The organism is Bacteroides luti (assembly GCF_900128905.1).
Taxonomy (GTDB): domain Bacteria; phylum Bacteroidota; class Bacteroidia; order Bacteroidales; family Bacteroidaceae; genus Bacteroides; species Bacteroides luti.
The window spans coordinates 1-13,651 of the sequence record NZ_FQTV01000002.1 but is presented as its reverse complement, the minus strand read 5'-3'; the positions used below and the strand labels follow the sequence as shown (position 1 = coordinate 13,651).

At 33.2% G+C, this 13,651-nt stretch carries 11 protein-coding genes and 1 pseudogene; 2 read left to right on the top strand and 10 right to left on the bottom strand.

Translation table 11 applies throughout. From position 1 onward, the window contains the following. Positions 1-59: 59 nt before the first annotated feature. The 10 genes from BUC21_RS01890 to BUC21_RS01845 all read right to left on the bottom strand — a co-directional run bounded on the left by BUC21_RS01890 (position 60) and on the right by BUC21_RS01845 (position 11,678). The gene (locus BUC21_RS01890) at positions 60-1,013 is read right to left on the bottom strand and encodes a fimbrial protein (RefSeq protein ID WP_073398838.1); all 954 of its coding nucleotides are present in this window, start codon (positions 1,011-1,013) and stop codon (positions 60-62) included. A 9-nt stretch (positions 1,014-1,022) separates the two neighbouring features. Continuing rightward, entirely contained in the window at positions 1,023-2,339 is a 1,317-nt protein-coding gene (locus BUC21_RS01885; RefSeq protein ID WP_175550461.1) for a fimbrial protein, read from the bottom strand. A gap of 30 nt (positions 2,340-2,369) precedes the next feature. Then, on the bottom strand, positions 2,370-3,356 hold the full coding sequence (locus BUC21_RS01880; RefSeq protein ID WP_073398837.1) for a FimB/Mfa2 family fimbrial subunit: 987 nt from the start codon (positions 3,354-3,356) through the stop codon (positions 2,370-2,372). Between the two features lie 90 nt (positions 3,357-3,446). Next, positions 3,447-5,087 carry an Mfa1 family fimbria major subunit gene (locus BUC21_RS01875; protein ID WP_073398836.1) on the bottom strand — a complete coding sequence of 547 codons (1,641 nt, stop codon included), beginning with the start codon at positions 5,085-5,087 and terminating at the stop codon, positions 3,447-3,449. Between the two features lie 71 nt (positions 5,088-5,158). Then, positions 5,159-6,628, bottom strand: a complete 1,470-nt coding sequence (locus BUC21_RS01870) for a DUF3868 domain-containing protein (protein WP_245797052.1) — start codon at positions 6,626-6,628, stop codon at positions 5,159-5,161. A 6-nt stretch (positions 6,629-6,634) separates the two neighbouring features. Further along, positions 6,635-7,222, bottom strand: a complete 588-nt coding sequence (locus tag BUC21_RS01865; protein WP_073398834.1) for a DUF3575 domain-containing protein — start codon at positions 7,220-7,222, stop codon at positions 6,635-6,637. Positions 7,223-8,025: 803 nt separating this feature from the next. Next, positions 8,026-8,910: a FecR family protein gene (locus BUC21_RS01860; protein WP_073398833.1), complete on the bottom strand. Its 885-nt coding sequence runs from the start codon at positions 8,908-8,910 to the stop codon at positions 8,026-8,028. Next, a complete protein-coding gene (locus BUC21_RS01855; RefSeq protein WP_073398832.1) occupies positions 8,907-9,464 on the bottom strand; it encodes an RNA polymerase sigma factor in 558 nt (185 codons plus the stop codon). Before BUC21_RS01855 ends, BUC21_RS01860 begins: the two co-directional genes overlap by 4 nt. Before the next feature lie 25 nt (positions 9,465-9,489). Further along, positions 9,490-10,323 carry a helix-turn-helix transcriptional regulator gene (locus BUC21_RS01850; RefSeq protein ID WP_175550460.1) on the bottom strand — a complete coding sequence of 278 codons (834 nt, stop codon included), beginning with the start codon at positions 10,321-10,323 and terminating at the stop codon, positions 9,490-9,492. Between the two features lie 170 nt (positions 10,324-10,493). Continuing rightward, positions 10,494-11,678 carry a DUF3575 domain-containing protein gene (locus tag BUC21_RS01845; RefSeq protein WP_073398830.1) on the bottom strand — a complete coding sequence of 395 codons (1,185 nt, stop codon included), beginning with the start codon at positions 11,676-11,678 and terminating at the stop codon, positions 10,494-10,496. A 311-nt stretch (positions 11,679-11,989) separates the two neighbouring features. Here BUC21_RS01845 and BUC21_RS01840 point away from each other — a divergent pair, with 311 nt between their 5' ends. Both BUC21_RS01840 and BUC21_RS16550 read left to right on the top strand, forming a co-directional pair. Beyond that, positions 11,990-13,114, top strand: coding sequence for an OmpA family protein (locus BUC21_RS01840; RefSeq protein WP_073398829.1), 1,125 nt, complete (start codon positions 11,990-11,992; stop codon positions 13,112-13,114). A gap of 240 nt (positions 13,115-13,354) precedes the next feature. Further along, positions 13,355-13,474: pseudogene (locus BUC21_RS16550) on the top strand (transcriptional regulator); the annotation flags it as partial. Between the last annotated feature and the right edge of the window lie 177 nt (positions 13,475-13,651).

Sequence of the window (13,651 nt, the reverse complement as noted above, 5' to 3'; positions counted from 1 at the left end):
AAACATACCTGAATAAAACTTGTTATATCAAGATTTAAGTCATTGCCCTGAAATTATTTTTATATTTCCACATCAATCACATACCAATGGTTGCGCTCTATCCTAGCCGGCAGTTGAAGTTTGTATATTTCGTCCCCGAACTCAGGCGGCGGCAGAAATCCACCACTATAAGGTAAACTAAACTCAATTAGTGTACCGCTATTATCCCTTTCGTTCAAATAAGTGGTAAGGGAAAGACTAATAACTTTTCCTTCACTATTGGTTGTATACCCCGAAACCGTACCCGCAGCCTCCCAATTGTTCCATGATGCAGAACTAACCAAATTATCTATTTTGGACGTTTGCTGCAAGAGGTAAGTATTCTTGTCAAAATCAATAAACTTGTACTTATATTGAGCAACATTCTCTGCCGACAGAGGTGTTGCCTGATGCGATGCAGACAGGGTTGCATTGATTTGCACCTTGGCTATAGCCCGTACCAATGATATGCTATTTAGCTGATAATCTGAATTAAAGTCATGAGTTTTACTGCCAGACATCAATATCGGTGCTGTGAGCGTTGCAGACCACGGAGTACTACTTGTTTGCAAGACTGATTGCAAATTAGCAATAGTGGTAACTCCGTCAAGAGATGTTTTCATTTCTGAAGTGCAGTTAGCCACAATATATACATCCCTGCTGCCAACTTCTGTTTGTGTAATATTTAATAAAATTTTGTTATCTGAACTACTCCACGATCCGCCCGTGAAAGATGGTGACGATATATAGTACTTCTTTATTGTTTGCGAACTCGTTGTAGGAAAAAGAAATACATAAAGGTTATCAATAGTTCGTTCGGCTGTTGATCCATCGTCAGAAACCGATTTCACAGATCCCTTAACCAAATTGTCTATTTGGAAAGAGAGCTCTATTTTGTTATTATTTACATAATTATTATCAGCTGAATTTTCATTACCTGAACAAGCAATCAAAATCTGACTTAAAAGCCATATTATAAACAAATTCTTTTTCATCTTTTTCACTTATTTGCTGAATGTTTTCACTGGCAAATCAGAGCCACTGTCGTTATAATATACTTTAAGATATTCTCCTGCTCCCGTTTGGGGAATAGTATTCAGTGTATACTCAACAAAAGCATCTACTGCAAGATCACTAAACTCTTTTTCCGTAGTACCATCCGTGAATGTAAATGGCAAAACTGTCTTTAATTTGACAGAATGTGGAGCACAGACGTTTACCGTATTGCTCACCCTTACTTTACCATCATCTCCAACACTTACATTATATCCATAACCCATAAAAATCTCATTTTTATCCACTGCCCATGGATTAATAGTATAATTAATTTCAATTGTCTGCAAATTTTTAACGACGTAATAATAATGCCTGTTTCGCAAAATATTATAATTCGGTAAATCGTTATTTTTTTTCCCAGTTGCGAAATTTAAATAATCTGCATCTGTTATTGTCCGATCATCTGTAACTATCGGTATTTCATAGAATGTACCTTCCAGTGTCTCAATTAAAAAATAATTAATAGGCTTGTGATCAACAGAAGCCAACCAGCTTGGTGCAGTCATCATTGCTTCCGGCATATAATAGATATAGGAATACCCTACTTTTTTTAGTGGTTTATCATCATAGTAGCTCACACTTGGGGGTACAATTCCAGAAGTAAGTGCAAACTTACGATAGGCATTTTTATAATAGACATTTTTAATTCCTGATTTTAGAGAATTTCCATTTATTGTTACCTCAAGCTTAGCTACCGCCCTTATGAGTTTTACTCCAGTTTCACCATCTGGGTAAAATTGTTTAGGAGAGTAGATATTTCCTCCCTCTGTAATATTTTGGTTTAGGTATATTCTGGACATAGGAAATCCCTTGGATTCAGAGGCTGCCAGATATAAATCTGTATCAAGATCTCTAAAAGTATTCATATAAACATCCATAGCAGACTTGGTAGTAATGGCTTTTAGATCTGCCATCGGCATATTAGCTACAAAATAAAAATCGCGCTGCCCTGGCGTCATTTTAATTGTAAAAGCGTTTTCCTTTTCAGTGAAGGAAATATTTTCATCAAAGTATTCGCCAACTTTTTCTCCTGTCGACGAATCAAATACTAACATAGCCAAATCATGTACGCGATCTTCATAATCCGTAGCATCTTCATTTAGTGATTCCGTCCCTGCAGGTTGTGTCTTAGTGATTAACAAGTACACAACCGGCTCTTTTGTTAATTCATTTTTTTCTCCATTATCATCATAGATCAAGGAGTCACAAGCCAAAAAAGTGACTGGTATACAAAGTAATAGGATATATAGTATTTTTAATTTCATAATCATCTGGGGTTATCCAAGCCCGTAAGCTTAAATTTCAAAATCAGAACTGTAACTATGTACAAGCCAGTTGTTTACATAGACTGCACAACTGAAATGAGTCCAACACTCAGCACAATAATCCTTGATAAGAAATCTGACCGTAAAGTCATTTTCACAATCCATATTAACACCTTTATCAATAGCCCTTAAAAGAATACTGGCAATCAAGTCCCCATTAAATACGGTTTCTTCCTTATCCTTTCCTGTATATGTAATTTTTAATATATTACTGTAACCAGTTTTCAATGCAGGCATTGAATAGTACCAGCTACCAATATTATCTTCTAATTTTGTTTCGAGCGCAGGATAAGTCAATACAGAATTATTCAATGGCATAGTTCCATCTATCCTTACCGAACCATTTGCCGAATAAACTGCCACATTTAGTTTTGAAGGATCATATTCCTTCATAGTTGTCTTATCAAATTCTACAATAATTTTGACCCTATTAGTCAACTCTTTTAAATTCACAGCAGTGTGTTCATACAGCGAGCCATATTCTTTTGGATCTGGAAGATAAACTATAGGGCTCTCTCCATTCCATATTTTATCTGTAGAATCCAGCTTAGCTGCTATATTGTTATTTGAATTAATAACCATCATCAAATCCTGTTTGGTAGTTACCCCCGGAGTTAATGTTTTTTTTATAAATTTATCGTTAATCCCAGCCCACGCAATGAACGAATAATTTCCGTTGGATACCGGAACTAGTACTTCATAATCTCTGCTTAAATTTACGTTCTGCTGATTTACTGAAGTTTCAAGTTTACCTTCCTGATTAAACGCAAACACTGATAGTGATGGAGTACTTCCGATAAATAAGGAATCGTCAGCACATGGAGTTTTGGAATAGAATTTTACATATACACCTTGTGGGCAATTTTTCAGGTCACTGTATATAAGGGAATCACAACTCCACAAAAGAGTCCCTATCACACACAATACCGTTATAATCCTGATTCGCAAATACTTCATCGGTTACTATTTTTATTAATTGCTATTTAATTGAATAACCAGAGGAATTTTTATCTTCCTCCGGCTGTACTACTTTATATATATTAAGAATTAAATTCCTAGATCTACCGCGTAAGAATGAAGCGTCCATGGAAGAACTTTCACATCCACACTCATCCATGTTTCAGGAGTAGTCAACGGATCAGAAGGGTCAATTGGATTTACCGGTTCAGTAAATCCAGGCACAATTGGTTTTGGATCTGGATTCAATGGTAATTTAGTACCAGGATGAGCAGAATCTTCTGGTCCTTTTGGATGAGCAGGATCTTCTGGGAATAATCTATTCCAGTTTGTTCCAAGGTTCTTAAATCCTGTAATGTGAATATGATAAATATTGTTTCTCAATACCGGAGAATTATACCATGTAGGTACATTATCAGGATTTACCCATGCATAATACAACACCTTACCATTTACATATTTAGCAACGGATTGTCCAACTACACCACCTTTAGTTGCATCTACAGCATTTTCCGCTGAAGTGTAGAACTTACCGTTAGCACCTACATAAAAATCATTTCCTGCAGTATATGTTGCTCCATCAGCAAAAGCAGCTGCAGACGGTGTGAATTTTGCACGGATAAGCACATAAGCTGTATTTCCTTTTTTGTAGCTAGAGGCAGCACCAGTGCCAGAAGCATGCGTATTCGGCAATATGAATTTACCCGATAGTTTTGTATTCAACTCATCTGTTACTTTACCTACTGTACCAGTAGCATAGTCGGCCATTGTAGCAACAGGAGTTCCTCCGAACTGTGTAGCTGTGTTATAGTTTTCAAACAAACCAGAGTAATCGTATTTAGAAGTAGATCCAGTTATCTCAGTTCCCCAATAAGCAGCATCTGTTGTTGGTACCCATCCGTAATTAGGAGTAGACCAATCTGCTTTACGTTGAATAAATAACGAGCTTTCACCTTGTGCTAATACCCAGTTAATATCGGATATAGTACCTAATGCAGAAACTCCACTTATTGTGGAAGGAACTGTATAGGTATCTTTTTCTGTTGTAACCATTACACGTGCTACAGCTCTTTCGACTTGCAACCTTACACGATTTTGAGGAGTAGCAGCCAGTGTTTGAGCTTCTGTAACATTAGCTGCTACAGTTATTGTTTTAGGCTCAACATTTGTCATTACGATTGTTTCGCTTGTTACTCCATTCTTCACAGCAAGTTTATCAGCAGAAGTATTGGTAAATGTGCCTGCTCCTGAGTTAGACAGATACAATGCTGCTTGAGTATACGCATTCTCAAATTCAGCTACTGGTGTTTTAGCCAAATCAGCCACAACTTCAGTAGTTCCATTTACAAGAACATATACTTTTTTATCTCCGGCAGTAGTCTTGATTGCTGCATTTGATGTTTTAGGAACTAAAGTAATATCATTTCCGCTTGTTGTAATCTCGTAATCTTTACCTGATCCCACTTCAAGAGATTTTGATGTAACAGACGATCCGTCGATAATGTAAACAGCAACCTTATTTATCAGGTCTTTTCCTGCCCATTCCCCGATTTTGTTATAATCATCAGGTAGAGCTTTGGTTAATGAACTAGCTGACAACTTCAATGTTACAGTCACATTCGTGTTAGCCTTTTCTATTCTCCCGGATGATATATCATCATCACTACTACATGCTGTCAGCCCTAAACCTAAGACTATTGCAGCACTCAAAAAAAATTTGTTTGTTTTCATTAATTTACATTTAAAAATTAAATAGCTATTGATTTATTCTTTTTTTACAATTAAAATTCTTTTGATTGTGATTAATTCAATTTACCACTCTCTTGTATAATTTCCCAATTTACCTTTGCATCTGCATCACCATTTTCTGCTGATTTCTTGAAATATTCTGTAGCCTTCTCTATATCACCTTTAAGTATATAAGCCACACCTAGATTATTCCAAGCAGACGGTTTATTCTCTATTTTTTTTAAGCGTTCAATAGCCGCAGTATAATTATTATTTTCAATATCTGCCGCTGCCGAATTAATAATCGCTATTTCACTATCTGGATACAGCCTCACCGCAATATCAAAAACTTCACGGAATTCTTTGCTGTTTGAAGGGTAGCTTTCAGCTACCAGATACATTTCATTTAAACTGAGTAGCTTTGGATTTTTCTTTATAATCAGTATTGCTTCTTCCACATTAAATGCACGTACAACATAAGCTACAGCATACTCGGTGCGGCGCAGTCGCGGATAAAAACTATTTAAAAGCGTTTTGTAAGTTTTTCCATTTGAAAGTTTCATTAGTTCAGCATCACGTGCATCGGGATTTTGAACCTTATTAATAATAGAAAGAATGCTCCGTTTGTCATCCAGATTCGATTCCGAAACAGCTTTACGTAAACCAGCCCAATCTTCGCCCTTTCCTTCAACAGTAAATTTATTGCGTGATATACCAAATTTAGTAATCAGATAATGGGCAAAGGAATTAGCCCTATTTTCAGCTAGTATTCTATTATGTTCAAACCCACTTTCAGGAGAAGCATATCCCACAATGGTAAATTCGGTTATTTCCAGATCCTTATTGTCTCTTATTTCCCCGATAATCCTGTCCACTTCGTCAAATTGAGGCTTATTATTTTTATAATCTCTCAATAGTTCATCCCTGTCAACAATATAGTTAAAGCTTGCTGTGTGGCGGTCACTACGTGCTTTTACAGGTTCCACATTCGGCTTAATATATGTCAGTTTATAAGACGCTGGAGTCTGCTTTGGCAGAATATTCTGCACAATTAATTGATCCCCGGTTTTGTCGTAACAGTTGGCACATCCCGACATAGATTCCTCGATTGAAAGAGAAGCATCGTCCATCCATGGTCTGTATGAAACAGAAGAATTGTATGCTAAAGATTGAGAAGTTTTATTTTTTCTTTTCAATATAGTCTGCGGCTTCATTTTAAAAGGAAGCAATCCCTGATTTCCAAGTTTCTCATTGCGATTAACTATTTTGTTACGCACCCCACCGGTTATAGCTACAGGTGGAAGAGACAGTGATTCTCCATTAAGATCATTTGATTTCAAAACTGGTGTTAAAATGACCATATCATTTTTTTTTAAGTTCATTTCATCTAAATTGAAATCAATTGAAACATAAATATTGTTACTTCTTTTCACAACATGTTTTGAAGTAACTTTATAATTACTAATTTGCGTTTGCGAACGGATTGGTATTATTAAACCAAGAAGTAGTACTATCAATACTGTTTTTAATACATTACTGTTCATCATATTCTATTTTAAAAAGTAAACAAATGAAATTCCGAGTCTTGTTAGACCCCAGTAATTATAATTACCCTCGCTCTGTTTGGTACCACAATTTTTGCATGGATATTGATTGTAATGAATACGAGCATACCCACCTCCTATATTAAATTCCAAGTTCCAACGGTTGTTTAACACCCATTGATAACCATAACTAACGCCACCTCCGTAGAGGTAACCTTCATAACGTTTGTCTTTCAATGCATCTAGCCGACCAATAGGGATATCTAGTCCACCTGCATTGAATTGTGCACCATGTGCATGTACTCCAAGAAAATGACCATTATAGGCTTCACAAAACCACCAACGGTATTCAGGTTGAACAAGCCAGTGTTTAAACCGCACATTATCTGAGAATTCAAAAACATTGAGCCCACCCCCAATGTCCAGTGTACTTTTCTTGCTTACAGCAAGTTCCATTCCTATATTAGGAGTTGTGGTAGCCCAATAAGCCAAGTTGGTTTTTACTGCAACCTCCTGACTATTTACATCTGGATAAAAGCATATAAAAACCAGCAAAGTGATACTGGACTTTTTTAACTTATTACTAAAATTCATACTCGAGTTTAGCTGTAAAATTATTAAAAAGTAAAATCTCTTTCTTTAAAATCGTTTGCACCAATCGTAATTCTATTTTCTAAAGAGTAGAAATATAAAATATTCAACATATATACTTTATCACGCTCTTCTAAGTTTAGTTATATAAATACTTTAAAGTCTACTAATAAGAATTAATATAGTGCAAATGTACTTAGCTTTTTTAGAACATTATTACAAAAAAAAGACATTTTTTATACGATAAAGGACATTCTTTAAATTTCAATGAAATATCTTTTTTATTTTATATTGTTTAAATAAAAAAAGATAGAATTAATTTATATTTATCTCCGGAAATTATAAAACATACAATAATAGACAAATAAAATCATTATTATTTTATTACACTAACTAACTATAATTAAGTATCATAATCTTATCAACCAAATTAAAAATTCAAAATAAACTAAAGCTTATACAATTATTATTCAGATAGTTAAAACAATACACCCATATTCTGCATATACAACAATATAACAAAAACGATCTGATTGCATTAAAAAAAAATCAACTTAAACAACTCATTTTTTTATATCAAAATAGTTTAACTTCACAGAATCCTCAACGATATAAATAAATAAGAATGTGTCCTATTTTTTAAAAAGGCACATAATATAAACAAGTTTATTTTATCTTCGTTACTATACGTTAAAGCATATCTTGTAAAATTTTACAAAAGTTTGCAATAAGACTAATTGTCTAGCTTGAAAAAGTTTTTTGAATTATCAAGCGTGAGGTTGACTTTTAACAAACCTTTATATTATTCAATTATTTTTTATCCTATATTTATTAGACTGCACTTGCTCCCAACTCATATTATAAGGAGCCAAAATTATATTTAAAGCTAAACTTATATCATTAGTTGGAAATGTTCCTGTAAAAACAAACTCCTTATAATAATTTTTATTTTCTATTGATACTTTATATTCTTCTTCAAGAGCTTCAAGCACATCTACAAGAGGCGCACTATTAAAGACATATTTATGACTCACCCAGTTAGGCTGATTTTCTTGCATTACCTTATCTGAGCCGAAGCTTCTTCCCTTTGTTAGAATTTTCTTTTCTCTTTTATCCAGGCTTTCCACTAAAACCTTACCTTCATAGCAAAAAACATCAAACCTGTCTGTTTCAGAAACCATAAAGCGGGTTCCTAACACCGATATCAGATGCGTTGGAGTTTCAACTGTAAACTTTCGTCCTTTAGTTACAACATAATAGGCTTCCCCCTTCATCTCAATATTCCTGTTAAAGTAGAAAAGGAATTTGTTATATTCAACCGAACTGTTTTCGTTAAGTTTCACTTCGGATTTATCAGGTAAAACAAAAGCCAATTGTTCATTGTTTCCTGTTACAAACTTCATATCCATACTCTTTATCCATAAACCACATCCAAATAGTACAGCTATTAATGCAGCAACAGAAAGGTATCGTCTCCAATGAATTATTCTTTTCTCTGATTTTTCGAAGATTATGCTCTTGCTAAACAACCTTTCTTCCATTTCATCCAGAACATTTTCTCCTGGCTTTTCATCCAACAATGGAATATGAGAGAAAGCTTCTTTCAGATGCATTTCTTCCTCAAAAGACAAAGTATACCTTTCATCAGATGAGATTTTTTCTAATATATTTATAAGTTCTACTTCTTTCATAGCCCTAAAATTCTCCGTAAAATAAGTAACAGAAATAATATAAAAGAAGCATCCTTTTTCATTTGTCGGATAGCTTCCGATAGAAGATTGGCTACAGATTGTTTGTTTATATCAAGTGTTAAAGCTATTTCTTCATTGGAAAGCCCTTTAAAATACTTCAGGTAAACAACCTCACGCTGCCTGTTAGTCAACTTATTCAGCAAATTCTGTATTTTTTTATACTGCTTTTCTTCTTCATCCGCACTCTCATCATCAATATATAATGAAAACGAACAATCGCCCTCTTCCAGAGGTACTGTCACCTCTTTTTTGAATTCATTTATTAATCTGTTTCTAAGCGACATACAAAGATAAGCTCTCATAGAAGTTGGCTCGCTCAAAGAATTTCGTTTCTCATAAATTGTTATAAAGAGTTCTTGAATAAGATCTTTTACCAAATCTTCATTATGGGCAAACTTCATTCCATAAGCATAAAGGAATTCAGCATGTTGCCGAAACAGACTTTTCCATTCCTGTTCATCACTATTTTTTAATTTATCCCAAGATATTCGCATAAAATGCTATTAATATAATTATTTATTAGTGTAATAAACGACTCGTACAGGTTTTACTGCTACTACGTAAATCATTTGGAGTCAGATTGTATCGCTGTTTACAGAACTTCGTAAAATGTGCCTGAGAAGAAAACTGGTATTTATCAGCCAACTCCTGAAAAGGAATAGAGCTGGAAAGTATATCTTGCAACACATACTGAGATTTCCGTTTAAGTATCCATTGATAAACAGACTCTCCAAAGTTTTTTTTAAATTCCCTGCAAAAAACACTCAAACTACATTTTGCCAGATCTGCAAATTCCTGCAAATTTTTGACTGAGTTATAATTTGCATATACAAACTCTTTAAAATCAATATTCTTACCCAGAATTGGAGAGAAAAAAGCCGCCAATTCTTTCTTAGAATAAGAATTTTTTAAAGCTAAAAACAATCCATCATGCTTCCATTCATTAAAATCCTGATTATTAAAGCCAGAAAAAGAATAATGCTGGTAAAAAAGTTTGATAAAACATTTTAAATTATACTTAATAGGTAATGTTAAACATTTCTCTTCACATTCAGCATAATTCTCCAATAACGTAATTAACCATTGATTAATTTGACTAATAGAATTCTTTGTCATCTCACATTTTACAATAACAGAAGTTTCTATTGCTAATAATTTGAATTTAGTTCCCGGAGGCAAAAATAACATAACATCTGAAAGATGCATTTTATGGTTGCATTCAACACATGAAACTAAAACTTTTCCTGATAAAACAAATAAAATAGTACTACTATCGCCTGTTTTTATCTCTTTATAATTATGCTTGCATATATCAATCGGTGAAAAACAAGCAGCATTTAAAGCTAAATTCATATTATTCATTTTTAATATTAATCTTCTTCTTTTTATTTCTAGACAAGACAGACCTTCATTTATACTGGTTCTGAAAAGAAAAAAAATATATTTTTAATAAAATAATTAGTTAATAGCTTTATACGAGTACTTTAAAAACATTTATAAGTCACTTATTTACTGATTGATAGTCAAAAAGCATAAACTAAATTAATTGCAGCTTTTGTAAGACCAAAATAATTATAATCTAAACTTTTTTTGTTATTAAATGAATTATTCCAAGTCATTTTATCATAAGCAAGGTGTATATTGCCAGCCCCGGCTGTAGCTTCAATACGCCAATGCTTATTTATAGAAAATTGATAGCCACATGAAGCACCCATTCCGTACAAATATCCTTCTCTATCGTAATTAGAAGTACCTCTTCTTTGAAATAGATAAACCATATTATTTTTGCTAAATTGAGCATAATACATATGAAATCCAATAAAGAAGCCATTAAAACTGTTGGAAAGCCAATAACGAATTTCCGGTTGTATGAGATATGATATAGATTTACCGTTATTTTTGTTATTTCCGATCTTTAATCCCACAGAAATTTCAGCTGTTACATTTTCACTAAGTTTATATTCAAATGCAATATTGGGATTTATCTGTTCCCACATAACTAAATTACTTTTCAATACATACATAGGTGAAATAGCAGGCAATGGAAGAATATATGTTGAGTTACTTTTATAATAATTAGGCAAAGCATCCGGTATATCAGGTTTCTGAACTAATGAAGAATCTGATACAACATTATTTATGAGAGGAATTTGCATTTTTTCTTTCTCTGTTTGAACATCAGAGATAACCGGGGGCAATACTTTGACTTTTTTCTTATCTAGTTTTATTAAGATATTTTTTGGATTTATTTTAGATAGGCTCATTGTTACAGGATAATAAGCTTTATCTCTTATTGTGAGTTTGTGATTACCTTTGAGTATTGAAAAACTAAAATTTCCATTCATATCTGTACGAGCGGTATATTTTCCATCTAAAGTTACAACAATATCAGAAAGTCTTTTATTCAAGCCTTTTTCCTTCAAACATCCTTTTATAAGGATCTTTTGGATCGGAGAAATATATAGAAAATTTAGGCCAGCACTTTTTATTTCCAAATCATAGTCAACAAGTAAATTATTAAGAGATTTTATTTCATTCTTATCAGATGATACATCTTTTATATATATACGGTTAGTTACCTTCGGATTAAAATTAATATATACTGCTTTTTTTTTGCTTATCATTTGAAGAACTTCTGTCAGCGTTTTTTCATTCTTTGAAACGCAACTGCGACTCTGAGCTTCAGAATGGAAAGATATACCAAACATTAATATGCATAACAGAAAATACAGTATGTTTATTCGTGCCATTTTTAGTTCGTATAGTTATATTATATGTCTTCCTATTTCCTGATTAATAAATCAGCAGGTAAGATAAAAATAATTTCTAAGCACAAAATAAACATTTAAAATTCATATTTAAAAACAGATATTCATCTTTTATTTGAAAAAGAGCTAGTAAAATAATAATATATAAAAATTAGGCAACATTATATAAACGCAAATCAGCCCTAAGGAAATACTTTTGCATCAGGTTTTAATAAAGGAATAATTCTCTATATTTAAATTATCATTAAATTATGAAAAAGAAAGTTTTAATTTTATTATTTGCAATAGCTCCGCTAGGACTGTTTGCACAAAATACTGCTCATGGGCAGGAAAAAGCTTTAAAACAGTATGTTTTTTGGGATAACTGGTTTATTCAAGGTCAATTTGGTGCTCAACGTACTTATAGTGAAGGCAACAAATCCTCTTCTTTCGGTGACAAACTTAGTCCAACCGCAGCCTTAGGTGTTGGAAAATTCTTTTCTCCGGAAGTAGGTGCTCGTATTCAACTTGGTGGATGGACTTCAAGTAATTACCTGAACGGTAGTACTTATGATGTTAAATACTTGAATGGTAACATAGACGCATTGTTCAACCTAACAAACATCTTCCTTTCTTATAAAGAAAATAGAGTATTTAATCTGATTGGAATCTTGGGTGCAGGTTATGTACATGGATTTAGAAATTCTGATGAGAATTTACATGCTACAAACAGTGTTGCTCCACGTATTGGTTTACAAGCTGATTTCCGTTTAAGTAATACATGGAGCATAAACCTTGAAGCAAACGGAAACTTATTGCGTGATGACTTTAACGGACAAGAAAAGTTCGGATGTTCATATGACGGAACTTTGAATGTTTTAGCAGGCGTAACCTATCGTTTCGGAAGAAGAGGTTTTGCTACAGTAGAAGCTGCCGATCCGGCATTAATACAATCTTTAAATGACCAGATCAATTCACAAAGAGGTCAGATTGAAGAATATAAAGCTTGTTGTGAAAAGAAATCTGAAGAACCAAAGACAATTATTAAAGAAGTTCCATCTACAAAAAGTGCTTCACTAAATTCAGTGGTTTCTTTCCGTATCGGCAAAGCTACAATTGATCCTAGCCAAGAGGTTTACGTATATAATGCAGCACAATATCTGAAACAGAATCCGGATGCAAAAGTTGTTATCTCAAGTTTTGCAGATAAAAATACCGGTACAGCTGAATTTAATCAAAAATTAAGTGAAAAGCGTTCGGAAGCAGTAGCCAAAATCTTGAAAGAAAAATATGGTATTGCCGAAAACAGATTCACTGTAGAAAACAATGGCGATAAACAACAGCCTTATCCAGATAACAATAACTGGAACAGAATAAGTATTATTACTTCTAAATAAGGCTTTTGTTTGTTACAAAACCAGATTTAAACTATATGTAGTAAAGATGAAACAAATAATATATTCTATGAATAATTTTAATTTATAGCGGAAAATAGTTTCTCTTAAATTCAAAAAGGGACTGTATCAAAAAAAGATACAGTCTCTTTCTACATATTAATCTTACTATTTGCATATAAAATTCCTTCTTTGTAAATTGCAGCTGTTTTTTAACTTTAGATTAAATAAAAACGGCAATGTATCCGACTCATTTTACTTACTGACTTTACAGAATCTTATGCACACAAATTATTAAAGGGCATAATGGATTATTCAAAAAAACATGAACCATGGGTATTATGCCGTATGCCGCCGGCTTTCTTCATTTAGCGAAAATCAAATTACTATTTTGATAAAGAATAGGTTCTGCATATTTCGCTACCATCCATTAAACGGATATAAGGGATCAGTCAATAATTTTGTGGGAATGTTAAAAGTTTCATCAGTTTATGCGTAAATTTTAGCCACTCTGTAAAGAAAGAATTTCATATCATTTAC